This is a genomic window from Streptomyces sp. M-16, from assembly GCF_052114405.1.
Taxonomy (GTDB): domain Bacteria; phylum Actinomycetota; class Actinomycetes; order Streptomycetales; family Streptomycetaceae; genus Streptomyces.
On sequence record NZ_JBFRER010000116.1, the window covers coordinates 1 to 25183 of the forward strand.

Here is a 25183-nt window from a genome sequence, read left to right on the forward strand (position 1 = left end):
GTCGCCGGCCGTGCGGGCGGCCCGGGGCCGGGGGGCGGCCGTGGCCGGGGCGGGGGTCCTCGTGCGCCGCATCAGACGCGCCTGCGCGTGCTCTGGCGGGAGATGGTGCGGGCGTCGAGGCCCGAGAGGCCGCGCACGGCGACGTACGCCTTCTCGTGGGTCGGCAGCGAGACGCGCCCGCGCAGCACGGCCTCGGGCTCGCGCTCGATGCGGTCCAGGAGGCGGCGGTAGATGCCGGCCATCGCGGCCACGCAGGCGCCGCTGCGCCGGTCGAGCATCGGCAGCAGCCGGTAGCCCTCGACGAACAGGGCCCGCGCGCGCCGCACTTCGTGGTGGACGAGGCCGGCGAAGTCCGCTCCGGCCGGGGCCCGGTCGCCGTGGAAGCCTTCGGAGCAGCCGAACTTGGCGAGGTCCTCGGCGGGGAGGTAGGTGCGGCCGTTGGCCGCGTCCTCGCGAACGTCCCGCAGGATGTTGGTGAGTTGCAGGGCCAGGCCCAGGGTGTCGGCGTACTCGTCGGCGCGGGCCGCTTCGGACGCGCCGAGACCGCCGGTGTGCACGGTGCCGAAGACGCCGAGGGAGAGCCGTCCGATGGCCCCGGCCACGCAGCGGCAGTAGGCCTTGAGGTCGTCCCAGGTCTCGTACTCCTCGCCGCGGACGTCCATCAGGACCCCGTCGATGAGTTCGTCGAGGCCGCCGAGGGGGATGGGGAAGCGCCGCGCGGCGTGGGCGAGGGCGACGGCGACCGGGTCGGTGTCGTCCTCGTCGACCTCCTCGGCCCGGATCCGGCCCAGCAGTGCGCGCGTCTCCTCCAGCCGTACGAGCTTGGCCTCGGGCGGGAGCGTGCCGTCGCCGATGTCGTCGACGCGCCGCGAGAAGGCGTACAGCGCCGACATCGCGTGCCGCTTGTCGGTGGGCAGCAGCCGGATGCCGTACGCGAAGTTGCGCGCCTGCGTTCCGGTGACGGCCTCGCAGTAGCTGTAGGCCGCGACGACCGGAGCGGACGGAACGGACGCGTGTGTGGGGCCCTCCACGTTCGGGCTCACCCCTTTCTCGGCGCTGTGCGCAGGACGGCGGCCACCTCGCGGAGCAGGAGGCTCCGGGTGGGCTTGGGCGGGCCGGGGAGCACATCGAAGCCTGCGGCCGAAATCGCCCGCAGGGCGGCGCGCCCTCCTCCCACGAACCCCGCGAGCAACAGCCGTAGCCTGCCGTGCACGCTACCCACGAGGGGGGTGCCTTCATTCAGGAGTTCGCGTGCGCGTTCAGTTTCGAATGCGACCAGGGAGCGTACGGACGCTCCGGCGGACGGGGCCCGCAGGTCGTTCTCGGTGACGTGGAAGCGGCGCATGTCCTGCGCGGGGAGATAGATCCGGTCGCTGCCGAGGTCCTCGGCGACGTCCTGGAGGTGTTCGGCGATCTGCAGGGCGGTGCAGACGGCGTCGGAGCGGCGGATCCGCTCGGGGGTGGCGGTACCGGTCAGGGCGAGCACGAGGCGGCCCACGGGGTTGGCGGAGAGCTCGCAGTAGGCGAGGAGGTCCGCGTACGTCGCGTACCGCGTGACGTGCTGGTCCTGGCGGTTGGCTTCGATGAGCCCGAGGAAGGGCTCGGGGGTGAGGCCGTGGTCGCGCACGACGGGGCGCAGGGCCAGCAGCAGGGGGTGGCGGGGCGGGCCGTCGGCGGAGCCGAAGACGCGCAGCAGGTCGGCCTCGAAGGCGTCGAGCATGGCGGGGCGGTCGTCCACCGCGGCCGGGTCGAGTCCCAGGAGCACGGCGTCACGGCCGCCGGGGGCGAGGTCGCCGTCGCCGATGTCGTCGACGAGGCGGGCGTAGCCGTAGACCGCCGTCAGGCCCTCGCGCCAGGCGCGGGGCAGGAAGGCGGGGGCGACGGGGAAGTTCTCCGCCGCGGCCTTGGCGAGGGTGGCGCGGGCGTGCGGGTCGAGGACGGCGTCGAAGGCGCCGGGCCGGATGCCGGGCCCGGCGGTCACCGCCCGCCGCCCGCGGCGGGGACGGCCACTGCGCCTGGGGACCGCAGAATTCCCGTAGCCATTGCCGTCACGTCTCCCGTTCTACACTGCCGACCCAAGTCATCCCATTTCGGACACGCCGCCGAAGTTTACCCGGGAGTATCCGGGGAGAACCGGTTGTGGGGAATCGTCCCCTCTTGGCGCGATTGAGAACTGGTCCAGCTTACGCTGTACAACCCCGCGGGGGCCTATCGGGTGTTCACGGCGCCCCGGAATGTCGGTCCCGGGCCGGATCCCGCCGCACGGCGAGGCCCCCGGCGCGCGGAGCGACGGGGGCCTGCGACGGCCGGATCCGGCGGGCCGGAACGTCCGGTCAGTGGCTGGTGGCCTTCTCGTACGCGGAGACGACTTCCTCGGTGGGCCCGTCCATCAGGAGTTCGCCCTTCTCCAGCCACAACACCCGGCTGCAGGTGTCGCGGATGGAGTTGTTGTTGTGGCTCACCAGGAAGACCGTGCCGGCCTTCTCCCGCAGTTCGCGGATGCGCGCCTCGGAACGGACCTGGAACTTGCGGTCACCGGTGGCGAGGGCCTCGTCGATCATCAGGACGTCGTGGTCCTTGGCRGCCGCGATCGAGAAGCGCAGGCGCGCCGCCATGCCCGAGGAGTAGGTGCGCATGGGAAGGGAGATGAAGTCCCCCTTCTCGTTGATCCCCGAGAAGTCGACGATGTCCTCGTAGCGCTCCTTGATCTGCTCGCGGGTCATGCCCATCGCGAGACCGCCGAGGACCACGTTGCGCTCGCCCGTGAGGTCGTTCATCAGGGCGGCGTTCACGCCYAGCAGCGAGGGCTGGCCGTCGGTGTAGACCTTGCCGGACTCGCAGGGCAGCAGGCCCGCGATGGCGCGCAGCAGGGTGGACTTGCCGGAGCCGTTGGAGCCGATGACGCCGATGGCCTCGCCGCGGTACGCCGTGAAGGAGACCCCGCGCACGGCGTGGACCCGGCGGACGCCCGGGGAGTCGCCCTTGCCGCGGCGGAGTATCTTGCTCAGCGCCGCGGTGGCGCTGCCCTTGCCGGAGCTTCCGGTGTTGACGCGGTACACGATGTGCACCTCGTCGGCGATGACGGTGGGCACGAGGCCCCGGGTGATCTCAGCCACGGCCGTAACGCTCCTCAGCCTTCCAGAAGTACACGAAGCCGCCGGCGCCGATGAGGACGGCCCAGCCGACCGCGAAGAGCCAGACGTGGGGCGGCAGGTTGGACGCGCCGTAGTCCTCGATCAGGGAGAAGCGGACGAGGTCCATGTAGATCGCCGCGGGGTTCCACTGGAGGACGTCCGCGATCCAGGCCGGCTTGTCCTTCAGCATCGTGCCGATCGAGAACATCACGCCCGAGGCGTACATCCACGTGCGGGTGAGGAAGGGCATCAGCTGCGCGAGGTCGGGGGTCTTGGACCCCATCCGCGCGAAGACCAGCGCGAGGCCGGTGTTGAAGACGAACTGCAGGGCCAGCGTCGGGACGACGAGCAGCCAGGACAGCTGCGGGTAGTTCCCGAAGGCGACCGCGACGATGACCACGACGATCATCGAGTACAGCAGCTGCTGGAGCTGCTGCATGGAGAAGGAGATCGGCAGTGAGGCGCGCGGGAAGTGCAGCGCGCGCACCAGGCCGAGGTTGGTGGGGATCGCCCGGACGCCCGCCATCAGCGAGTTCTGGGTGAAGGTGAAGACGAAGATGCCCATCACCAGGAAGGGGATGTACACCCCCTTCTCCATTCCCCGGCCCGCGTTCAGGATGAGGCCGAAGATCAGGTAGTAGACGAGCGCGTTGAGCAGGGGGGTCGCCACCTGCCAGATCTGGCCGAGCTTCGCCTGGCTGTACTGCGCCACCAGCTTGGCCCGCGAGAAGGCCATGATGAAGTGGCGCCGGCCCCAGAGCTGCCGCACGTATCCGCCCAGGCTGGGCCGAGCACCACTGACCGACAGGCCGTACTTCCTGGCGAGCTCGGCGGGGCTCAGGCCCGCGTCGTCGGACGGCGGCTTGCTCGTGGCGAGGGCGCCGTCGTGGGTTGTGTCACTCACAAGTTGAAACTTTCCGTCTTCAAGATGCGGCAGGAGGGGCGTCGGGGCTGGAGCGCCGGACCCGTGATGGGGCCCATGCTCCCAGACGTGAGCTTGTCAGATGACAGGCGGTCGACCCAGCCGGGTCAGCTTCCAGACCGTACGCCACCTCATGGGGCGCCGGGGACCGCAGGGTGTGGTCCAGCCCTCCTTGAACCCGCCGAACCAGGCCTTGAGCGCCGGTGCCGAGGGCCTGCGCACGAGCGTCAGGGCGAGCCAGACGCCCAGGTAGACCGGGACCAGCGGGGCGGGCAGGTTGCGGCGGGCGAGCCACACCCGGTTACGGGCCACCATACGGTGGTAGACCGCGTGCCGGGACGGGGCGGTGGCCGGGTGCAGCAGCACCATGTCCGCCCGGTAGTCGATCAGCCATCCGGCGTCGAGTGCCCGCCAGGCCAGGTCGGTCTCCTCGTGCGCGTAGAAGAACTCCCCGGGCAGGGTTCCGACCTGCTGGAACACCGTCGTGCGGACGGCGTTGGCGCCGCCCAGGAAGGTGGTCACGCGGGAGGAGCGCATCGGGTCCGAGGCGCGCAGCCGGGGCACGTGACGGCGCTGGGTGGCGCCGGTCTCCGGGTCGGCGATGCGGAAGCTGACGATCCCCAGCTCCGGGTCCTCGGCGAAGGCCTGCCGGCACAGCTCGGCGGTGTCGGTCCGCTCCAGCAGCCCGTCGTCGTCGAGGAAGAGCAGGACGTCCACGTCGGCGCCGCCGGGGCCGAAGGCCTCGATGCCGACGTTGCGGCCGGCCGGGATGCCCAGGTTCTCGGGCAGCTCGACGGTGCGCACGCCCTCGGGCAGACCGGTGACCGGCACGCCCTGGCCGACGACGACCACCTCGACGGGGTCGCCGTCCTGGCGGGCCACCGACTCCAGCAGCGCCTTGAGCTCGTCGGGGCGGTTGCCCATGGTGATGATCACGGCGCCCAGCCGCATCGGCGCGGTCACTTGAGCCTGCTGGAGGCCAGGATCGACACCAGGTGCAGCACGGTCTGGAGCAGCGCGATGCCGGCCAGGACGGCCACGCCGAGCCGGGAGAAGAACAGGTCGCCGCGGACCTGGTCCAGGACGGCCAGCACCAGGATGAGCAGGGAGGCCTCGATGCCCAGCACCAGGCGGTGGAACTTCAGCGCGGAGGCGGCCCGGCGGGCCAGGGCCATGCCGGAGGAGCGGGGCTCGGAGGCAGCCTCCTTGACCGGCTCCTTGCCCGTCTGGTGGCGGGCGACGCCGACCAGGTCGGTCTCGGCCTTGATCAGGATCGCGCCGAGCGCCGCGAGGGTGCCCAGGAAGGCCCACAGCCAGTCGATGCGCCCGCCGCCCCACAGGTCGCTGGCGCGCAGGCCGAAGCCGACCAGGACGGCCGCGTCGCACAGGTAGGCGCCGACCCGGTCCAGGTAGACCCCGGCGAGCGAGTACTGCTTCTTCCAGCGGGCGACCTCGCCGTCGACGCAGTCGAGCAGCAGGTACAGCTGGACCATGACCACGCCGAGGACGGCGCCCCAGATGCCCGGCACCAGGAGGGCGGGCGCGGCGAGGACGCCGGCGAGGGTCATCACGTAGGTCAGCTGGTTGGGCGTGACCTTGGTGGTGACCAGGAGACGGGTGATGCGCAGGGAGATCTCGCGCATGTACAGGCGGCCGCCCCAGTGCTCGCCACTGCGCCGGTCCTTGACGCCCGGCGGATGAACGACGGGCCGGAGTTCAGCTACGGATGGTCTGGGCATAGTCGGCGTAAGCGTCCCTGATCTCGGCTGCGGACAGGTTGAGGTGCTCCAGGATGGTGAAGCGTCCCGGGCGGGTCTGGGGGGCGTAGTCGACGGCCGCGACGAACTCGTCCACGCTGAACCCGATCTCCTCGGGCAGCACGGGCAGCCCGTGGCGGCGCAGGACCTCGGCGAACAGCCCGGACTGCTCGGCGGCGCCGCGCAGGTGCATGGCGAAGGCGGCGCCGATGCCGACCTGCTCGCCGTGGAGGGCGGAGCGTCCCGGGTAGAGCAGGTCGAAGGCGTGGCTGATCTCGTGGCAGGCGCCGGACGAGGGCCGGGTGTCGCCGCTGATCGACATGGCGATGCCGGAGAGCACGAGGCCCTCGGAGAGCACGGTGAGGAACTCGTCGTCCCCGCATCCGCCGGGGTGGCGCAGGACCGACTCGCCCGCCGTGCGGGCCATGGCGGCGGCCAGGCCGTCGACGGCCTCGCCGGTGATCGCGTGCGAGAGCTCCCAGTCGGCGATGGCCGAGATGTTGGAGATCGCGTCGCCGATGCCCGCGCGGATGAACCGCACCGGAGCTTCCTTGATCACGTCGAGGTCGATCACCATGGCGATCGGCGTGGGCACGCCGTAGGAGCCCCGCCCGTTGTCGTTGTCCAGGATGGACACCGGGGAGCAGATCCCGTCGTGCGACAGGTTCGTGGCGACGGCCACCATGGGCAGGCCGACCCGCGCCGCGGCGTACTTCGCCACGTCGATGATCTTGCCGCCGCCCAGGCCCACGACGGCGTCGTAGCGGCGGCCCTTTATGTCGTCGGCCAGCTTGACCGCGGAGTCGATGGTGCCGTCGACGACCGGGTACCAGTCGGCGTGCGGCAGGACGGGCTCCAGTTTGGCGCGCAGCGCCTGACCGGAGCCCCCGCTGATCGCCATGGCGAGCTTGCCGGACGCGGAGATGCGCTGGTCGGCCAGGAGGCCGGCCAGGTCGTCCATGGCCCCTCGGCTGATGTCGACGACAACGGGCGAGGGGATCAGCCGCGTCAGTACCGGCATGCGATCGTCCGGCCCTTGGCGAGGTCGTCGTGGTTGTCGATCTCGACCCACGCGACGTCCCCGATGGGCGCGACGTCGATGGTGAAGCCGTCGTTGACGAGCTGCTGGTAGCCGTCCTCGTAGTAGAGGTCGGGGTCCCGCTCGAAGGTGGTCTTCAGCGCCTCGGCGAGCTGCTCGGCGGCCTCGGGCTCGATCAGGGTGACGCCGATGTACTCGCCCGTCGCGTCGGCCGGGTCCATCAGCTTGGTGATCTTGCGCACGCCCTGACCGTCGGCGGTGACGACCTTCATCTCCTCGTCGGCCAGGTTCTTGACCGTGTCGAGGGCCAGGATGATCTTCTGGCCGTTGCCGCGGGCGGCGAGGAGGGTCTTCTCGACGGAGACCGGGTGGACGGTGTCGCCGTTGGCGAGGATCACGCCCTGCTTCAGGACGTCACGCGCGCACCACAGGGAGTAGGCGTTGTTCCACTCCTCGGCCTTGTCGTTGTCGATCAGCGTGATCTTGACGCCGTACTTGGCCTCCAGCGCCTCGCGACGCTCGTAGACGGCCTCCTTGCGGTAGCCGACGACGATGGCGACCTCGGTGAGGCCGACCTCGGCGAAGTTGCCCAGGGTGAGGTCGAGGACCGTCAGGCTCTCCTCCTGCCCCTCCGGGCCGACCGGCACGAGGGCCTTGGGCAGGGTGTCGGTGTAGGGACGCAGGCGGCGTCCGGCACCGGCAGCGAGTACAAGGCCGATCATGCTGGTTCTCCTTCGTCATGTACGGCGGGTGCTCCGGCGGAGACCCAGAAGCGGATGCTCTCCACGAGCACCACCAGAGCCACGAACACGGCCGTGACCGTGAGCGCGACGGGGAAGTCCGCTGCGCGCGACGCCAGGACGGCGGCCAGCACCGCGGTGAGCAGCACCCGGCCCTCGTGCCCGCCGATCGTCCGCACCAGCCAGTGCGGGGGCGCGCCGGTGCCACCGCGGATGCGGTAGACCGTGTCGTAGTGATGGTAGGCGACCGCCGCGATCAGGCCGAATGCCGCCGGGAGCGCCCCGGGGACGTCCGCCTTGACGGCGAGGACCAGGACGGTGGTGTATTCGGCGGCCCGGAACAGCGGCGGCAGCAGCCAGTCCAGCGCGCCGCGCAGCGGGGCGCCGACGGCGTCGCCGCTGACCACCGCGTAGAGCAGGGCGGCGTAGACGACCGTCATCGAGCCGAAGGGCTCGTACCAGGCGACGCCGACCACGACGACCGCGCCGAGCACGGCGAAGGGCAGGCGCAGCGAGCGGGCGGGGTGGGAGGCGACCTTGGCGATCAGCTCGGCGAGCGGCCCCGAGTCGGTGAGGTCCAGGAGCGCCCGGGCGGCCCGGTCCGTGCGCCGGGCCTTGCGGGTCAGGGAGCGCAGGACCCGGCCGGCGGTGGTGTAGAGGGCGCCGAAGGCGCAGCCGACCAGCAGGGCGTAGAAGACGATGCGGGGGGTGGTGAAGGCGGTCAGGACCGCGATCATGGCCCAGCGCTCACCGATCGGCAGGATGATCATCCTGCGGACCCAGACCGTCCAGCCGACGCTGTCGAGCCGGCCGGACAGGGCGGCCGTCGGACTGGTGTTGGCGGTGGCGTCGTGGTTGGCCTCGTTGAAGGCGAAGTCGACGACGTGCCGGCAGGTCATGAGGATCATCGCGCCGAGCGCGAGGGCCCACACGTCGTCGCCGTTCCTGGCGGAGCCGAGCGCGAGGCCCGCGTAGAAGGAGTACTCCTTCGCGCGGTCGAAGGTCGCGTCGAGCCAGGCGCCCATCGTCGAGTACTGGAGCGAGTAGCGGGCGAGCTGCCCGTCGGTGCAGTCCAGGACGAAGGAGACGAGCAGCAGGACGCCGGCCACGACGTAGCCCCAGCGGTCGCCGGTGGCCGCGCAGCCCGCCGCGATCAGGGCAGTGACCAGCGAGGCCGTGGTGACCTGGTTCGGGGTGAGACCGCGGCGCGCGCACCAGCGGGCGATGTAGCGCGAGTACGGGCTGATGCAGAAGGTCGTGAAGAAGCCGTCGCGGGACTTCACCGCGGTGCGCAGCCGTACGGCTTCGTCGTCCACGGCGGCGACGGCGGCGACGGCCTCGGCGCGCTCCGCGTCGGTGCCGGGGACGGCGGCGACCAGGGTGCCGAGCTCGGGCCGCTGGACGGTGGTCCCGTCGGCCTCGACGGCGGCGGCGAGCCGGTCGGCGTAGGGTCCGCCGCCCGCGGGTGCGAGGGCCGCGGCCCGGTCGAGGGCGGCGCGGGCCCCGGGCTGCACGGCGAAGGCGCCGGTCACGGCGCAGGCGTCGAAGCGCGGGTCGGTCAGCGCGAGGCGCAGCGCGTGCGGGTGCCCGACGAAGGCGCTGTCGACGACGGCCACCCGCTGGTCGGCCGGTACGTCGGCCAGCGCGGCGGCGGTGCCTTCGGGACCGGTGACCGGGCGGACGTCGAACCCGAGCGACCGGAGCTCGTCTTCAAGCGGTGATCCGGGGACCGGCAGGCCGGTGAGGATGACGGTCGACAGACGAACTCACTCCTTGCAGCGAACTTCTCGACGGGGCGCCCTGCGGGGCGGCGCGGCACGTCGGCAGAGGCTATCGGATGAATGGAACGCCGTATTCATCAGCCTTTCGGGCCCCATCAGGGGGCTTTGGCCTCGGATGTTAGGGTGGTCGGCGGCGTGCACGAATCCCGTGAGCACGTCCCGGAACGAGGAAAGAGGTGGATCGATGACCGTCGCAGTGGTCGCTGCCGAGCGCGGCGAACTCCGGTACGTCCCCGTTTCCTCCCTCCGGGCTTCCGGCCGGGCCTGAGCACACCGTTCGGTCCCGTCGGCCGGAGCCCCCTGTCCAAGGGCTCACGTTGACCGACCACACCGACCACAAGCACACCTGCGACAGCACCGCCGCCACCGGCTCCCCCTCCGCCCCCTCCGCCGCCTCCGCTCCCGACGGGGCCTTCCTCGCGGCCTTCATGGAGCTGCACCACGGCCTGCCCCGGCAGTCCCCCGGCTCCGACGCGACCACCCGTCACCTGCTGTCCCTGTGCGGACCGCTGCCGGAGCGGCCGCGCGTCCTGGACCTGGGCTGCGGTCCCGGCCGCAGCGCGCTGCTGCTCGCCGCCGAGGCGGGCGGGCCGGCCGGGGCCGGTTTCGCCGAGGTGACCGCCGTCGACCTCCACGAACCCTTCCTCGCCGAACTGCGCGCCGCCGCGGAGGCCCGCGGCCTCGGCGGCCGTGTCGAGGCGGTCCGGGCGGACATGGGCGCGCTCCCGTACGGGGACGGCTCCTTCGACCTCGTGTGGGCCGAGGGCTCCGCCTACTGCATCGGCTTCGACCGGGCGCTCGCCGAGTGGAAGCGGCTGCTGGCACCCGGCGGCACCCTGGTGCTGACCGAGTGCGAGTGGACCGCCGAGGAGCCTTCCGCCGGAGCGCGGGCCTTCTGGGACCCGCGGTGCGCGCTGCGGTCCGCCGCCCGCAACACCGCCGCCGCCCAGGCGGCCGGGTACCGGGTGCTGGGGACCCACCTGCAGCCGGACTCCGACTGGGCCGAGTACTACGGTCCGCTCGCCGTCCGGGCCCGGACGGCGCGGGCCTCGACCCCGGCGGCCGGGGCCGCGGTGGCCGCCACGCGCGAGGAGATCGCCGTACGGGAGCGGCACGGTCACGAGTACGGCTACCGGGGCTACGTCCTGACCCCGGTGACCGCGGGGGACGGGGACCGCTGGCCGGCCCGGCCGGAGACCGCGGCGCAGGCGGCGGCCGTGCGGGCCGTCAACCTGGCGGCCTTCGACACCCCGCTGGAGGCTGATCTCGTGGACGCGCTGCGCGCCGACGCCGCCTGGCTGCCGGGTCTCTCCTACGTGGCCGGGCGTCCCGACGGCTCGGTGGCGGCGCACGCGCTGCTGACCCGGTGCACGGTGGACGGCGTACCGGCGCTGGCGCTCGCGCCGGTGGCCACCGATCCCCCGGCGCAGCGGTCGGGCGCCGGCAGCGCGGTCGTCCGGGCCCTGCTCGCGGCGGCCCGGGCGCGGGGAGAGTCGCTGGTCCTGGTCCTCGGGCGCCCCGCGTACTACGCGCGCTTCGGGTTCGTGCCGGCCTCGCTCTTCGGGATCCGGGCCCCCTTCGAGGTGCCCGACGAAGCGATGATGGCGCTGGTCCTCGACGCTTCCGTCCCGGTGCCGAAGGGAACCATCGGCTACCCGGCCCCGTTCGGGATCTGACGGCACGGCTCACCTGTCCGCCCCCCGCCGCGTGCCTAGCACGCGGCGGGGGGCGGACATGCGCTGATCTCCGAAGTGGGGACAAGACTCTTTTGTACGGCAGACTGAAGGCCGGAGTCCGAAGCGAAGGATGGGTATGCCGACCACACCAGCCACCGACGCCAACAGCGCGTCCGCCGGCACCGGAACTCAGGAATCGATCATGCTCGAACTGGTCGACGAGTCCGGCAACACCATCGGCACGGCGGAGAAGCTCTCCGCCCATCAGGCGCCCGGCCTGCTGCACCGGGCGTTCTCCGTGTTCCTCTTCGACGAGCGGGGCCGGCTGCTGCTCCAGCAGCGCGCCCTCGGGAAGTACCACTCCCCCGGCGTCTGGTCGAACACCTGTTGCGGCCACCCCTACCCCGGCGAGTCCCCGTTCGCGGCGGCGGCCCGGCGGACCCACGAGGAGCTGGGGCTGTCGCCCTCGCTGCTCGCCGAGGCGGGGACGGTGCGCTACAACCACCCGGACCCCGCGTCCGGGCTGGTCGAGCAGGAGTACAACCACCTGTTCGTGGGACTCGCACAGGCGGCGCCGGATCCGGATCCGGAGGAGGTCGGCGACACGGCCTTCGTCACGGCCGAGGAGCTGGTGAAGCGGCATGCCGAGGTGCCGTTCTCGGCCTGGTTCATGACGGTCCTGGACGCGGCCCGGCCCGCGATCCGCGAGCTGACGGGCGACGCGGCGGGCTGGTAGCCGCGGCTCCCTCCGGCCGGGCTCCCGCACCGGCTCCGGTTCTTTCGGGGCGTGCTCGTTCAGGGCGTGCCCGCTCAGAGCTCGGGGGCCGGCGCGGTGAGCGGCAGGGCGGCCCAGATCACCTTGCCCCCGGACGAGGTGTGCTCGACGTCACAGACCCCGCCGGCCTCCCGCGTGACCTCGCGGACCAGCAGGAGGCCCCGGCCGCCGGTCTGGCCGAAGTCGGCCTCCAGGGCCTTGGGCCGGTACGGGTGGTTGTCCTCGACGGCCACCCGTACCCATTCCCGGCCCACCGCCACCTCGACGGCGACCTCCGGGGAGAGCAGGGCCGCGTGCCGGACCGAGTTCGTCACCAGTTCGGAGACGATCAGCAGCAGGGAGTACACCAGGTCCTGCGGGGCCGGCACCCCCTGGCGGCCGAGCAGGTCGCGGACCGCACGGCGGGCCTGCGGAACGGATTCTTCTACCGCCGGCGCGGTGAAGCGCCACACCCCCTCGTACGCGAGGGGGTCCGCCGGAGCCGGCGCCTCCCCCTCCCCGGCTGGCGGGACGCTCCCGCTGTCGTTCATCTTCCGGCCCCCGTCTTCGCGCTCGATCGTCTCCACGTGCCAAGAGTGGGGACGCGGCTGGTCCGGACCTCGTCGCTGACCAGAACTCAGCGCCTATCGGACACTTTTTGACCGGTGGCGTATGACAGAGTCAGTTGTTCGACCGTTCTTGATCCGGCGCGGAGTCCTGCGCAGCCGTCTCCCGCACCCCGTCCACCGCGCCCGGCCCGGTGGCCCCGTCCCTCCCTGACCAGGCCGAGAACCCGCCGCACGCCCGTCACAGCCGGGGACGGACTCCCCTTGATCGCGGTTCGGCCGACCGGGATAGCATCCGGCGCATGGACGCAGCCCTCCGCACCACCGTCGCCGACGGCGTGGCCACCGTCGTCATCTCACACCCGGCCAAGCGCAACGCCATGACCGCCGCGATGTGGCGGGCCCTGCCGGAGCTGCTGGCGAGGCTCGCGGCGGACCCGGACGTCCGGGTCCTGGTGCTGACCGGGGACGGTCCGACCTTCTGCGCCGGCGCCGACATCTCCTCCCTCACGGGTGACGACGATCCGCAGGCCCTGTCGGTCGCCGCGGAGGAGGCCCTGGCCGCCTTCCCGAAGCCGACCGTGGCGGCGGTCCGGGGTTTCTGCGTGGGCGGCGGCAGCCAGCTGGCGGCCGCGTGCGACCTGCGGTTCGCCGAGGAGGGCGCCTCCTTCGGGGTGACCCCGGCGAAGCTGGGGATCGTCTACCCGGCCTCCTCGACCCGGCGGCTGGCCTCCGTGGTCGGCCCGGCCTGGGCCAAGTACCTGCTGTTCTCGGCGGAGTTGATCGGCGCGGAGCAGGCGCTGCGGGCCGGGTTCCTGCACGAGCTGCTGCCGGCCGGGCAACTGGACAAGCGGGTGGCCGAGTTCACCCGGATCCTCACCATCCGCTCGTGGCTGACGCAGGCGGCGGCCAAGGAGTTCGCGGACGGCCGCACCGACCGGGACGCGTACTGGGCGGAGCGGGCGGCGGCGAGCGGCGACACCGCGGAGGGTGTCGCAGCCTTCCTGGAGCGGCGCGCACCGCGCTTCGGCCGGCCGTCGGCGGACCAGGCCGGGCACAGCTCCTAGCGCGCGGCGTCGCGCAGCCTGGCGACGATCCCGGCCGGGGCCTTGTCCGGGGACCCGGCGTCGTAGGGCGGCTGCGGGTCGTACTCGCACATCAGCTGCACGGTCTGGGCGTACTCGTCACCGGCGATCCGGCCGAGCAGGCCGAGGCCCATGTCGATGCCGGAGGACACCCCGGCGGCGGTGACGTACTTCCCGTCGAAGACCACCCGCTCGCCGGTGGGCCGGGCGCCGAAGGGGGTCAGCCGGTCGAGGTAGAGCCAGTGCGAGGTGGCCCGGCGCCCGTCCAGCAGCCCGGCGGCGGCGAGCAGGAGCGAGCCGGTGCAGACGGACGTGGTCCAGGTGGTGGTGGCGTCCACGGCGCGCAGCCAGTCGAGGACGGCGGGGTTCTTCATCTCCTCCTCGGGGTGCGGCCCCCCGGGCACGACGACGACGTCGGGCCGGGTGACCTCGTCGAGCGCCTTGTCGGCGACGAGCGCGAGCGACCCGTTGTCGGTGCGTACGGGTCCGGGCCGCTCCGAGACGAACACGGTTTCGGCGCCCTGGAGCCGGCCGAGGGTGTCGAAGGGCCCGATGGCGTCGAGTGCGGTGAATCGGTCGTAGAGCAGTACGGCGATCTGCATGGCTCCTCCGGAGCGGTCGATGATCGGGCCCCGCCGGGAAGCCCCCGCCGGAACCACCCCCCGGGCAGCGCCGGGGGGACGGAGCCGCACCCGAGGTGAGCGGGCACGGCCAGGATGAACGGACCCGGCCCCTCAGGCCGGGTACGACCCGCGCGGCCGGGGACCGCCCGGGTGATCAAGGTCGCGGTGGCCGAGGCCGTCGGACACGGCCCGCGGTGGCCGGTGCGGTCGACCGCGCCCCTGGGGAGGCGGCCGCGGCGGCTGCCGCGCCGAGGCGCCGGCGATGGTTCCGGGGTCCGGGGCGGAACCCCGGTTCCGGGAAGGGGCGGGGTCGGGAACCGCTCCGCGCAGCGGACCGGCACCCGACACCCGGCACCCGGCACCCGGCACCCGGCACCCGGCACCCGGCACCCGGCGGAGACTAGGGGCCGAAGCGGCGGCGGTATTCCGTCGGGGGCTGGCCCAGGTGGCGGACGAAGGCGCGGCGGAGCGCCTCCGGGGTCCGGTAGCCGCAGGCCCGCGCGACCTGCGCGACCCCCTCCCCGCCCTCCTCCAGCAGCCTGCGCGCGTGCTCCACCCGCACCCGCTCCACGTACCGCCCCGGCGTCACCCCCGTCTCCGCCTGGAAGGCCCGCGCGAAGTGCCGCGGCGACAGCGCGGCCCGCGCCGCGAGCGCCTCCACGCTCAGGTCCCCGCCCGGGTGCTCGGTGATCCACTGCTGCACGTCCCGCAGCGGCTCCCGGCGCGCCGTCTGGGCGGCCAGCTGCGCGCTGAACTGCGCCTGGTTCCCCGGCCGGCGCAGGAACACCACCAGGTGGCGGGCGATCAGCAGCGCCACGTCCCGCCCGAGGTCCTCCTCCACCAGCGCCAGCGCCAGGTCGATCCCGGCGGTGACCCCGGCGGAGGTGGAGACCGGGCCGTCCCGTACGTAGATGGGGTCCGGTTCCACCGACACCCGGGGGTAGTCCCGCGCCATCTGCTCGCAGGAGTACCAGTGCGTCGTCGCCCGGCGGCCGTCGAGCAGCCCGGCCTCGGCCAGCAGCAGTCCGCCGGTGCACACCGACACCAGCCGCTCCGCGCGTCCCCCGTACGCGCGCAGCCAGTCCGTGAGCCGAGGCTCGAAGTCGCCCCGGTAGCGGCCCCCCGGCACCAGCAGGGTGGTGCCGGGTCCCGGCCGGGCGCCCTCCAGGTCCGCGTCCGGGACCAGGGTCAGCCCGCTGTCGGTCCGGACCGGCGCCCCGCCCGGGGACACCGTCCGGATCGCGTACCCGCCCCGGCCGCCCGGACAGTGCGCGGCCGCGGCGAACACCTCGACCGGCCCGGTGACGTCCAGGCTCTGTACCCCGTCGTAGAGGACGACCAGCACGTTTCGCAACGACATGTCTCCATGGTGTGATCCGGCTCGTGATGGCCGCAATGACGGGGATCCCACCTATCCGGACATCACCCCACGGCGGCGGGCCCGCCCCCGGCGCGCGGATAGGATCGGGGCATCATGACTGCAACCCTCGTCGCCAAGGACCTCACCGCCGCGCACGGTGAGCGCACGCTCTTCGCCGGCCTCGACCTCGTCGTCGCGCCCGGCGACGTCATCGGACTCGTCGGTGTCAACGGCGCCGGGAAGTCGACCCTGCTGCGGATGCTCGCCGGGCTGGACACCCCGGAGACCGGTGAGCTGCGGCTCTCCCCGCCCGGCGCGGCCGTCGGGCACCTCCCGCAGGAGCCCGAGCGGCGCCCCGGGGAGTCGGTGCGCGAGTTCCTGGCCCGCCGTACCGGCGTGGCCGCCGCGCAGGCCGCCCTCGACGAGGCGACGCAGGGCCTGGTCGACGGCACCCCGGGCGCGGACGACGCGTACGCGGACACCCTGGACCGCTGGCTGAACCTGGGCGGCGCCGACCTCGACGAGCGGGCCCAGGAGGTCGCGGACGAGCTGGGCCTCGCCGTGAGCCTGGACCTGCCGATGGCCGCCCTGTCCGGTGGCCAGGCGGCCCGCGCCGGGCTGGCCTCGCTGCTCCTGTCCCGCTACGACGTCTTCCTCCTCGACGAGCCCACCAACGACCTGGACCTGGCGGGTCTGGAGCGGCTGGAGCAGTTCGTGAAGGGGCTGCGCGCGGGCACGGTCGTGATCAGCCACGACCGCGAGTTCCTGGTCCGGACGGTCACCAAGGTCCTCGAACTCGACCTGGCGCAGCAGCAGATCAACCTCTACGGCGGCGGCTACGAGTCCTACCTGGAGGAGCGGGAACGCGCACGCGGCCACGCCCGCGAGGAGTTCGAGGAATACGCGGGCAAGAAGGCCGCCCTGGAGGGCCGGGCCCAGATGCAGCGCAACTGGATGGACAAGGGCGTGCGCAACGCCCGCCGCAAGGCGAGCGACAACGACAAGATCGGCAAGAACCTGCGCGGCGAGTCCAGCGAGAAGCAGGCCGCCAAGGCCCGCCAGACGCAGCGGGCGATCGAGCGCCTGGAGGTCGTCGACGAGCCGCGCAAGGAGTGGGAGCTGCGCATGGAGATCGCGGCGGCCCCGCGCTCCGGCTCGGTCGTCGCCACCCTGCGCGAGGCGGCCGTCAAGCGGGGGGACTTCACGTTCGGCCCGGCGAGCCTGCAGATCGACTGGGCGGACCGGGTGGCGATCACCGGGGCCAACGGCGCCGGCAAGTCCACCCTGCTCGCGGTACTGCTCGCACGGCTCGCCCCGGACTCGGGCTCCGCCACCCTCGGTTCGGGGGTGCTGGTCGGCGAAGTGGACCAGGCCCGCGGGCTGTTCCTCGGTGACGAGCCGCTGCTGGAGGCCTTCTGCGCGGCGGTCCCGGAGACCGAGCCGGCGGAAGTGCGCACGCTGCTGGCCAAGTTCGGCCTGAAGGCCGCGCACGTGCTGCGCCCGGCGGCCACCCTCTCCCCCGGCGAGCGGACCCGGGCGGCGCTGGCGCTGCTCCAGGGCCGCGGGGTGAACCTCCTCGTCCTGGACGAGCCGACGAACCACCTCGACCTGCCGGCGATCGAGCAGCTGGAGTCGGCCCTGGAGTCCTACGAGGGCACCCTGCTGCTGGTCACCCACGACCGCCGCATGCTCGACGCCGTCCACGTGACCCGCCGCCTGGAGGTCGCGGACGGCAAGGTCACGGAGCTCTAGGCGGCGGGCGGCCGGGTCGGCCCCCGTCAGACGGAGGCCCGGATGCGGGTGGCGGCGGCTTCGGCCTCGCGGACCACGCGTGCGGTGTCGACGTCCACGAGGCGGCCGTCGAGCTTCAGTGGACGGCCGTCGACGAACACGGAGTCGACGTTCTCGGGGCGTCCGTTGAAGACGATCTGGCCGACCCAGTCGAAGCGGGGGGCGAAGTTGAGGGCGGCCGGGTCGAGGACGACGAGGTCGGCCCTCTTGCCGGGGGTGAGCGAGCCCACCCGGTCGGCGATGCCGAGGGCTTCCGCGCCGCCCAGAGTGGCCATGCGCAGGACGTCCTCGACCTGGGGGAAGACCCCGGCGTCCGTGGAGCGGGCCCGCTGGAGGCCGATGGCGGTCTTCATCAGGGCGTGGAAGTCCGAGGTGTCGTCGGTGCYGCCGTCCAGGCCGAGGGCGACCTTGACGCCCCGCCGCCGCAAGCCGGGCAGCGGCATGATGCCCGAGGCCAGGCGCATGTTGCTGAGCGGACAGTGGACGGCCCGCACGTCGTGGGCCGCGAGCGTGGCGATCTCGTCCTCCGTGAGGTGGATCGCGTGGTTGACCAGGAGACGTGGGCCCAGTGCGCCGATGTCCGCGAGGACCCCGAGCGGATCGTCGGCCCGCTGCTCGGGGCGTTCGAGGACGTGTGAGTTGAGCATGACGCCCAGCTCCCGGGCGGTTTCCCAGTGGGCCTGGTTGAGGCCGGCGAGGGATCGTGCCGCGTGGGTGGCGACCTGGAAGGAGCCCAGCGGCACGGGGTCCACGAGTTCCCGCTTCACCCGGGCGGCCAGTTCCCCGTCGGGCCTGGGCGGGAACATCGCGTACGTGAACCGGACACCGGTGCCCGCCAGGGCCCGTACGTAGCTCTCGACCAGGTCGTCCGCGAAGATGTCCACCCAGTCGACCAGGGTGGTCACCCCGCTCTGCACGGCGTCCAGTGCGGCGAGCCGGACGAAGCTGTGCAGGGCGGCGGGGGTCAGTCTGGCGCGCTGGCCGTCGGCACACCTCTGGAACCAGCCGAACAGGTTGCCGTCGGTACAGCCGCCCCGGATGGAGGCCTGCCACAGGTGCGTGTGCGCGTCCACGAAGCCGGGCATCACCAGCTTCCCCGACACGTCCCGGATCCGGGCGTCCGCCGGAGCCTGCAGGCCCCGGCCGACGGCGGCGACGGCACCGCCCCGGACCAGTACGTCGGCGTCCTCCAGCATGCCCAGCGGACCCGTCCCGGCGGCCGGGTCCATGGTGAGCACCAGGGCCGCCCCGCGGAGCAGAACCGTGCGCGCGGCGGCGGCGTGGGGCGTGGCGGCCTGAGCCGGCGCCCGGTCGGTCGTCGTACGCGGGGTGGCACCGAGCAGGAGCGGGGCGGAGGCGGCCACGCCGAGACCGGCGAGGAGCGTGCGGCGGCCGGGCGCCGGGGGCGTGGTGGGGGCTGCTGGCTGCATGGAGTGGTACCTCCCGGGGTGAATGACGGAAGGCCCGCCCGGGGCAGCGCCGTGACGCGGCGTCAGCCGGGGGCGGGAGGTTGCACGTACCATGCCCGGCGAACGGGGTGTCGATAGCCGTCGGTGGAAATATTTTTCCGCAGGGCGTCGTCCCCTCAGGCCCGGTCGGCGGGGGCGTTGCGCTTGCGGGGCATCCTGCGGGCCACGAACCCGCGCGGGAGGTGGCGGGCCGCGAGGGCGTACGCCTGGTAGTGCCGGCCGGTGATGCTGACCGGCCGGCGGCGGGCCAGGTCCCGCAGGGCCTTGTCCACGACCGCCTCCGGCTCCAGCCACACCGCGTCGCGCAGGGCGCTGACGTCCATCCCGGCGCGCTCCTGGAACTCGGTGCGGGTGAAGCCCGGGACCACGGCCAGCACCCGGACCCCGTAGGGCTCCATGTCCACCCTCAGGGATTCGCTGAAGGCGGTGACCCAGGCCTTCGCCGCCCCGTACGTGCCGGTCGGGAGGAGTCCCGCGACGGAGGCGATGTTGAGCACGGCGCCCCGGCGGCGCTCGCGCAGGCCGGGCAGCAGGGCGTGGGTGAGCCGGAGCGGGACCTTGACCAGCAGGTCCAGCATCCGTTCCTCGTCCTCGACCGGGTTGTACGGGAAGGGTGCGGGCAGTCCGAAGCCGGCGTTGTTGACCAGCATGTCCACGGGCCGGGCCGGATCGGCGAGCCGTCCCGCGACGGTGGCGCACTGCTCCGGGTCCAGCAGGTCGGCGGGCAGTACCTCGCAGGCGGCCCCGAACTCGCGGCGCAGGCCGTCGGCCACGGATTCCAGGCGGGTCTTGTCGCGGGCGACGAGGACGAGGTCGCAGCCCTTGGCGGCGAAGCCGCGCGCGAAGGCCGCGCCCAGGCCGGCGCTGGCTCCGGTGATCAGAACGGTGGTGCTCAAGGGTGCGTCACTTCCTGTGCGGATCTGTGGTGAAGGCGGTGGTCTCGGGGGAGGCGTAGGCGCGGGCGACGTCGACCAGGAACCTGGCCTCGTCCTCCAGCCCGCCGCCCTCCTCGAAGGTCTGCATCGCGGCCGGGAGTTCCAGGGCGGTGGCCCGGCCGGGCTGTCCGGAGCCCCCGGCGAGCTTCGCCCGTCGCGCCTCCTTCAGTACGCAGGCCAGCGCGGCGGCCGTGAGCCGCTGTTCGGGGACCAGGCTCCCGGCGACGTGGCGGCGGGCCCGTTCCGGCAGGCCCGCGGGGACGTACTCCCCGAGGATCAGGATCGCGTCGCGGGTCTCGATGACCTTGCGGTAGACCAGCAGGTTGCGCGGTACGGGCGGCCAGAGCAGCTCCAGGACCCGGCCGGTCCGGGGCTCGGAGAGGACGACGTGCGGGACGGCCTGGACCAGCTCCCGCCACAGGGGCCACAGCCGCCAGGCGATGACGGTGTCGGCGGTGGTGCGGCGCAGCGTGAACAGGGTGGGCACCACGATCGCGGCGGCGCGCAGCAGGCCGTGCAGGTTCATCATCAGCGGCAGGGCGGGCATCGCCCAGGTGCTGCCGAACAGGGCCTTGAGCAGGTACGCGAACCAGAACAGGCCGGCCAGTGCGGTGCCCAGCCCGAACAGCCGCAGCCCGGCCGCCAGGCCCCGGCTCTCGGCGCGCCGGCCGTAGCGCCAGCAGACGTACACGCAGACGGTGTTGGCGATGAGGTGGGCGGAGATCAGGACGAGCCAGTACGCGAGCGAGGGTACGGGCGGTCCGGCGGGCGGGATGGTGTGCGTGCCGTGGCGGGGCGCGGCGCCGTCCAGGGCCACGAGGACGCCCAGCCAGAGGGCCGTGCCGGCCCAGGCGGCGAGCTGGAGCCTGCGGCCGCGGGTGGCGGCGGCGACGAAGTAGAGCACGGCGCCGGCCGACAGCACGCCGATGAGGTTGCGGACGAGGCCGACGGCGTGTGTGTAGCCGGGTTCCCGGCTCGTGGCGTAGGTGACGACGGCGGGCAGGTTCAGGGTCATCGCGGCGGCCGCAGTGGCGACCGCGAACCACAGTCCGCGCTGCTGCGGGGAGCGCAGGGCGCCGGGGGCGCGCAGCAGGACGGCGGCCCACAGGCACACCACGCTGGGAACGGCGAGCCAGTCGCCGAGGGCGGCGAGATCAGCTGCCATCGCGCGGGCCCCGCTCGTACCCCATGGCGGATTCCAGGCGGGCCAGGGCTCCCCGGGGAGCGGCGGTCGTCCGCGGGTGGCCGGGGCCCGCGGTGCGGATGCGGATCATGCTCGCGAGCATCTCCGCCTCCCGTTCCTGGCGGGTCGTGTAGTTGGTGCGGCCGAGGACCACGGGGGCCCGGCCGTCGGTCTCCTGGCCCTCCAGGGAGTGGTGGCCGAAGAGGATGTGGCCGAGCTCGTGGAGCACGATGTGCTCCCGGTGCAGGGGGGTGGTGTGCGACTCGTAGAAGACGTAGTCCACCGTCTCGGTGCCCACCCACAGTCCGCAGACGCCGGATTCGGCGGCCTCCGGGGGCAGCGGGTGCAGCCGGATCGGGCGGCCGCGCTGTTCGGCGATGCGTGCGCACAGGGCGTCCAGGGAGAACGGGTGCGTCAGGTCCATGTGACCGAGAATCGTCTCGCACCGTTTGCGCAGGCTGGGGTTCCGGTGGGGCATGTGTTCCCTCTTCGGACCCTTTCTCGGGCAGCGTCGATAGGGGTGGGGGGTGGGCATCGGCATGGCGTCCTGTGCCTTGGGGCGGCCTCGGGAGGGCGGTTCCCGAGGGCGGAAATGCGGAAGCCCGTCCGCGGGTGACGAACGGGCGTTCCACCATGCCTACAGATCAACTACGGCGATTGGCAAGGTGCGTTCCCCGGTGAGGTACCTATTCGGCCACTCTTGCCGGTCTGCCGGAGCCTTTCCTTCCGATCGCGGCCCTACGAGCGCCCCCCACGGCCGTCGGGGCCGGTGAGACCGGCGCGGCGCAGGGCGTCGGCCATGGCGCTGTTGGCGGGGGCGGGCGCGCCGGAACGCTGACCGCCGCCCTGACCGCCCTGCTGTCGGCCGCCCTGGCCGCCCTGGCCGGGCCGGCCCTGGCCATCACCCTGCCGCTGACCCTGCCCCTGCCCCTGCTTCTGTCCCTGGCCCTGCCCCTGGCCGCGCTGCTGCGGGGGCCGCCCGCCGCCGCGGCGCTCCTGGCGTTCCTCACGGGGGCGGGGGGTGCCCGCCGTCCGCTCGGCCTCGTCCTCCAGCCGCAGCGTGAGCGAGATCCGCTTGCGGGGGATGTCCACGTCCATGACCTTGACCCGGACGATGTCGCCCGGCTTCACGACGTCCCGCGGGTCCTTGACGAAGGTCTTCGACAAGGCCGACACGTGCGCCAGCCCGTCCTGGTGGACGCCGATGTCGATGAAGGCGCCGAAGGCGGCCACATTGGTGACCACCCCTTCCAGGATCATCCCGGGAGCCAGGTCGCCGATCTTCTCCACGCCCTCCTTGAAGGTGGCCGTCTTGAAGGCGGGGCGCGGGTCGCGGCCCGGCTTCTCCAGCTCGCGCAGGATGTCGCCGATGGTCGGCAGGCCGAAGGCCTCGGTGACGAACTGCTCCGGCCGCAGGGACCGCAGCACGGTGGAGTTGCCGATCAGGGCGGCCACCTCGGCGCCCGCCGTCTTGCCCATCGCCCGGACCACGGGGTAGGCCTCGGGGTGCACGCTGGAGGAGTCCAGCGGGTCGTCCCCGTCGCGGATGCGCAGGAAGCCCGCGCACTGCTCGTACGCCTTCGGGCCCAGGCGGGCCACGTCCTTGAGGCCCCGGCGGCTCCGGAAGGGGCCGTTGGCGTCGCGGTGCGCCACGATGTTCTCGGCGAGGGTGCCGCTGATGCCCGACACGCGCGAGAGCAGCGGCGCGGAGGCGGTGTTGACGTCCACGCCGACGCCGTTCACGCAGTCCTCGACGACCGCGTCGAGGGAGCGGGACAGCTTCATCTCGGACAGGTCGTGCTGGTACTGGCCCACGCCGATCGACTTCGGGTCGATCTTGACCAGTTCGGCGAGCGGGTCCTGGAGGCGGCGGGCGATGGACACCGCGCCGCGCAACGACACGTCCATGCCGGGGAGTTCCTGCGAGGCGAAGGCGGAGGCGGAGTACACGGAGGCGCCCGCCTCGGAGACCATCACCTTGGTGAGCCCCAGCTCCGGGTGACGGGCGATGAGGTCCCCGGCCAGCTTGTCGGTCTCGCGGGAGGCCGTGCCGTTGCCGATGGCGACCAGCTCGACCGCGTGCTCCTTCGCGAGGCGGGCCAGGGTGGCGAGGGAGGCGTCCCACTTGTTGGCGGGAACGTGCGGGTGGATCACGTCCGTGGCCACGACCTTGCCGGTCGCGTCGACGACGGCCACCTTGACGCCGGTGCGGAAGCCCGGGTCCAGGCCGAGGGTGGCGCGGGTGCCGGCCGGCGCGGCGAGCAGCAGGTCGCGCAGGTTGGCGGCGAAGACCCGTACGGCCTCGTCCTCGGCGGCGGCGCGCAGCCGCGTCCGCAGGTCGATGCCCAGGTGGACCTGGATCTTGGTGCGCCAGGCCCAGCGGACGGTGTCGGCCAGCCACTTGTCGCCGGGGCGGCCGCGGTCGGCGACGCCGAAGCGGCGGGCGATCAGGCCCTCGTACGTGGACGGGCCGGGGGCGTCGGCCGGCGGCTCGGGCTCCAGGTCGAGGGAGAGCACGTCCTCCTTCTCGCCGCGGAGCATGGCGAGGACCCGGTGGGAGGGGAGGGCGGTGAAGGGCTCGGCGAAGTCGAAGTAGTCGGCGAACTTCGCGCCCGCCTCCTCCTGGCCCTCGCGGACCTTCGCGGCGAGCCGGCCGCGGGTCCACATGCGCTCGCGCAGGTCGCCGATCAGGTCGGCGTCCTCGGCGAACTTCTCGGTGAGGACGGCGCGGGCGCCCTCCAGGGCGGCTGCCGCGTCGGCGACGCCCTTGCCGGCGTCGACGAACGCCGCGGCGGCCAGCGCCGGTTCGACGGAGGGGTCCGCCAGCAGGCCCTCGGCCAGCGGCTCCAGGCCGGCCTCGCGGGCGATCTGGGCCTTGGTGCGGCGCTTGGGCTTGAAGGGCAGATAGATGTCCTCCAGCCGGGCCTTGGTGTCGGCCGCGTGGATCCGGGCCTCCAGTTCGGCGTCGAGCTTGCCCTGCTCGCGCACGGAGTCGAGGATCGCGGTGCGGCGGTCCTCCAGTTCGCGCAGGTAGCGCAGCCGCTCCTCCAGGGTGCGCAGCTGGGCGTCGTCGAGCATCTCGGTCGCTTCCTTGCGGTAGCGAGCGATGAAGGGCACGGTGGAGCCGCCGTCGAGCAGCTCGACGGCGGCCTTGACCTGCCGTTCCCGTACGCCGAGCTCCTCGGCGATCCTGCCTTCGATGGACATCGTCACTGTGCGGTCCCGCCTGCCTTCGTTTGCGTGGAAGGCTGCCAATTGTGGCAGGTGGCGGGGACGGACGGCGGGAGCCCCTCAGGCCTTTCCGGTGAGGTCGCGCGGGAAGGCGCCCGCGGCGACGGCCCGGCGGACGAATCCGCCGCCCAGTTCGTGCAGCCGGGCGAGGCCGTCCGCGCCGAGGTGCTCGTACGGGGCCGCGTCGAGGCGGTCGGTCTCGGCCTCCAGCCGCTCGCGCAGGGCGGTGCCCTCGTCGGTGAGCTCGCCGTCGGCGTCGAGGACCCCGCGGGCGCGCAGCCGGGCGGCCGCGGCGTCGAGGTCGTCCTGCTCCCAGCCCCGGATGGCCTTGTCCCACTTCGGGGTCATGCCGCGGCCGGTCGCGGCGTGGCTGACCAGGGCCTCCACGGGGTCGAGGCCGGTGAGGAGCAGCGCGGCCACGTGGCCGTCGCCCCGGTGCTCGCGCAGCAGGGTGGTGGCGTGCCACAGGCGCAGGTGCGGCTCCTCGGGGACGGGGAGGTCGGCGTGGGCGGCGTAGAGGGTGCGGCCGGAGCGGATGCAGCCCTCGGTGGCGCGCATCGCGAGGCCTGCGGCTTCCGCGAGTTCCGGTGAGGCGATGGCCTCGGGGCCGAGGAGGCGGCGCAGGGTGGTGTCGGCGGCGCGCAGCCGGGCGGCGAGGGCCTGCTCCGGGGTGATGGTGTCCCAGACCGCGGGGAGGTGCGCGGAGACGTAGTCGTGGCGGTAGTTGTAGAAGGTCGCGGTCACCGCACCGGGACCGACGGCGCCCAGGGCGGCGGAGCGGCTGGCGAGGTTGACGGCGACCCGGTGGGTGACGCCGAGGGCCGCGAACTCGGTGGCGAGGTCGGGCGAGAAGTAGATCGTGGCGTGCAGGGGGTTGATCGCGGCGTGCCAGCAGTGCCGGGCGGCGTGCGGAGGAAGCGTCATGCGCCGCAGGTTACCGACTGCTCAGTATGTGGGGTACCCCCCGGGGCCCCGCCCACCCGGGACTCCGCCCCGGGACCCGCGCCGACCCCGGCCGGGCCGGCCACCCCCGGCGCGCACCGCCCGGGGTCCGGGCACCGCCCGAGCACCATCCGGACCCGCCCGGGCACCCCGGGGGGGCGGGCACCGCCCCGGCACGGCCCGGGGTCCGGGCAC

General features: G+C 73.3%; 22 protein-coding genes. 4 read left to right on the plus strand and 18 right to left on the minus strand.

From position 1 onward, the window contains the following. Positions 1-71: 71 nt before the first annotated feature. From hpnD to AB4039_RS34335, 9 genes are all read right to left on the minus strand, one after another. Positions 72-1043, minus strand: a complete 972-nt coding sequence (gene hpnD, locus AB4039_RS34295; protein WP_442272600.1) for a presqualene diphosphate synthase HpnD — start codon at positions 1041-1043, stop codon at positions 72-74. Then, on the minus strand, positions 1040-1963 hold the full coding sequence (gene hpnC / locus AB4039_RS34300) for a squalene synthase HpnC (protein ID WP_266844162.1): 924 nt from the start codon (positions 1961-1963) through the stop codon (positions 1040-1042). Before hpnC ends, hpnD begins: the two co-directional genes overlap by 4 nt. 370 nt (positions 1964-2333) lie before the next feature. Then, positions 2334-3116, minus strand: a complete 783-nt coding sequence (locus AB4039_RS34305) for an ABC transporter ATP-binding protein (protein WP_266843843.1) — start codon at positions 3114-3116, stop codon at positions 2334-2336. Continuing rightward, complete coding sequence (locus AB4039_RS34310) at positions 3109-4038, minus strand: ABC transporter permease (RefSeq protein ID WP_266843841.1); 930 nt, start codon at positions 4036-4038, stop codon at positions 3109-3111. Before AB4039_RS34310 ends, AB4039_RS34305 begins: the two co-directional genes overlap by 8 nt. Before the next feature lie 96 nt (positions 4039-4134). Then, positions 4135-5007, minus strand: a complete 873-nt coding sequence (locus tag AB4039_RS34315) for a glycosyltransferase (RefSeq protein WP_266844160.1) — start codon at positions 5005-5007, stop codon at positions 4135-4137. A gap of 8 nt (positions 5008-5015) precedes the next feature. After that, positions 5016-5795 carry a CDP-alcohol phosphatidyltransferase family protein gene (locus AB4039_RS34320; protein ID WP_266843840.1) on the minus strand — a complete coding sequence of 260 codons (780 nt, stop codon included), beginning with the start codon at positions 5793-5795 and terminating at the stop codon, positions 5016-5018. Further along, positions 5773-6834: an iron-containing alcohol dehydrogenase family protein gene (locus AB4039_RS34325; protein ID WP_266843838.1), complete on the minus strand. Its 1062-nt coding sequence runs from the start codon at positions 6832-6834 to the stop codon at positions 5773-5775. The genes AB4039_RS34320 and AB4039_RS34325 overlap by 23 nt, the downstream gene beginning before the upstream one ends. Continuing rightward, entirely contained in the window at positions 6822-7574 is a 753-nt protein-coding gene (locus AB4039_RS34330) for a phosphocholine cytidylyltransferase family protein (protein WP_266843836.1), read from the minus strand. Before AB4039_RS34330 ends, AB4039_RS34325 begins: the two co-directional genes overlap by 13 nt. Further along, positions 7571-9352: a DUF5941 domain-containing protein gene (locus tag AB4039_RS34335; protein WP_266844158.1), complete on the minus strand. Its 1782-nt coding sequence runs from the start codon at positions 9350-9352 to the stop codon at positions 7571-7573. The genes AB4039_RS34330 and AB4039_RS34335 overlap by 4 nt, the downstream gene beginning before the upstream one ends. Before the next feature lie 449 nt (positions 9353-9801). Here AB4039_RS34335 and AB4039_RS34340 point away from each other — a divergent pair, with 449 nt between their 5' ends. Next, the gene (locus tag AB4039_RS34340; protein ID WP_266844157.1) at positions 9802-11049 is read left to right on the plus strand and encodes a bifunctional class I SAM-dependent methyltransferase/N-acetyltransferase; all 1248 of its coding nucleotides are present in this window, start codon (positions 9802-9804) and stop codon (positions 11047-11049) included. A 136-nt stretch (positions 11050-11185) separates the two neighbouring features. Beyond that, on the plus strand, positions 11186-11785 hold the full coding sequence (idi, locus tag AB4039_RS34345) for an isopentenyl-diphosphate Delta-isomerase (protein ID WP_266843835.1): 600 nt from the start codon (positions 11186-11188) through the stop codon (positions 11783-11785). A gap of 74 nt (positions 11786-11859) precedes the next feature. Here the strand turns inward: idi and AB4039_RS34350 are convergent, their stop codons facing one another. After that, positions 11860-12390: an ATP-binding protein gene (locus tag AB4039_RS34350; RefSeq protein WP_266843834.1), complete on the minus strand. Its 531-nt coding sequence runs from the start codon at positions 12388-12390 to the stop codon at positions 11860-11862. 281 nt (positions 12391-12671) lie between these two features. On the opposite strand from AB4039_RS34350, the gene AB4039_RS34355 reads away from it, so the two are divergent. Continuing rightward, positions 12672-13436 carry an enoyl-CoA hydratase/isomerase family protein gene (locus AB4039_RS34355; RefSeq protein WP_442272601.1) on the plus strand — a complete coding sequence of 255 codons (765 nt, stop codon included), beginning with the start codon at positions 12672-12674 and terminating at the stop codon, positions 13434-13436. Here AB4039_RS34355 and AB4039_RS34360 read toward each other — a convergent pair. Together AB4039_RS34360 and AB4039_RS34365 are read right to left on the minus strand one after the other, a co-directional pair. Then, positions 13433-14056, minus strand: coding sequence for a DJ-1/PfpI family protein (locus AB4039_RS34360; RefSeq protein ID WP_266843832.1), 624 nt, complete (start codon positions 14054-14056; stop codon positions 13433-13435). The genes AB4039_RS34355 and AB4039_RS34360 overlap by 4 nt on opposite strands. 421 nt (positions 14057-14477) lie before the next feature. Then, the gene (locus AB4039_RS34365; RefSeq protein WP_442272602.1) at positions 14478-15437 is read right to left on the minus strand and encodes a GlxA family transcriptional regulator; all 960 of its coding nucleotides are present in this window, start codon (positions 15435-15437) and stop codon (positions 14478-14480) included. A gap of 114 nt (positions 15438-15551) precedes the next feature. On the opposite strand from AB4039_RS34365, the gene AB4039_RS34370 reads away from it, so the two are divergent. Then, positions 15552-17189 carry an ABC-F family ATP-binding cassette domain-containing protein gene (locus tag AB4039_RS34370; RefSeq protein ID WP_266843830.1) on the plus strand — a complete coding sequence of 546 codons (1638 nt, stop codon included), beginning with the start codon at positions 15552-15554 and terminating at the stop codon, positions 17187-17189. A 26-nt stretch (positions 17190-17215) separates the two neighbouring features. Here the strand turns inward: AB4039_RS34370 and AB4039_RS34375 are convergent, their stop codons facing one another. From AB4039_RS34375 to AB4039_RS34400, 6 genes are all read right to left on the minus strand, one after another. Beyond that, positions 17216-18658, minus strand: coding sequence for an amidohydrolase family protein (locus AB4039_RS34375; RefSeq protein WP_442272603.1), 1443 nt, complete (start codon positions 18656-18658; stop codon positions 17216-17218). A gap of 155 nt (positions 18659-18813) precedes the next feature. Continuing rightward, a complete protein-coding gene (locus AB4039_RS34380) occupies positions 18814-19593 on the minus strand; it encodes an SDR family NAD(P)-dependent oxidoreductase (protein WP_266843828.1) in 780 nt (259 codons plus the stop codon). Between the two features lie 7 nt (positions 19594-19600). Further along, a complete protein-coding gene (locus AB4039_RS34385) occupies positions 19601-20797 on the minus strand; it encodes an MAB_1171c family putative transporter (protein WP_266843826.1) in 1197 nt (398 codons plus the stop codon). Further along, on the minus strand, positions 20787-21239 hold the full coding sequence (locus AB4039_RS34390; RefSeq protein ID WP_266843824.1) for an ImmA/IrrE family metallo-endopeptidase: 453 nt from the start codon (positions 21237-21239) through the stop codon (positions 20787-20789). The genes AB4039_RS34385 and AB4039_RS34390 overlap by 11 nt, the downstream gene beginning before the upstream one ends. A gap of 314 nt (positions 21240-21553) precedes the next feature. Further along, positions 21554-24028, minus strand: a complete 2475-nt coding sequence (locus tag AB4039_RS34395) for a Tex family protein (protein ID WP_442272604.1) — start codon at positions 24026-24028, stop codon at positions 21554-21556. Between the two features lie 78 nt (positions 24029-24106). Continuing rightward, a complete protein-coding gene (locus tag AB4039_RS34400; RefSeq protein ID WP_266843821.1) occupies positions 24107-24970 on the minus strand; it encodes an SCO6745 family protein in 864 nt (287 codons plus the stop codon). Between the last annotated feature and the right edge of the window lie 213 nt (positions 24971-25183).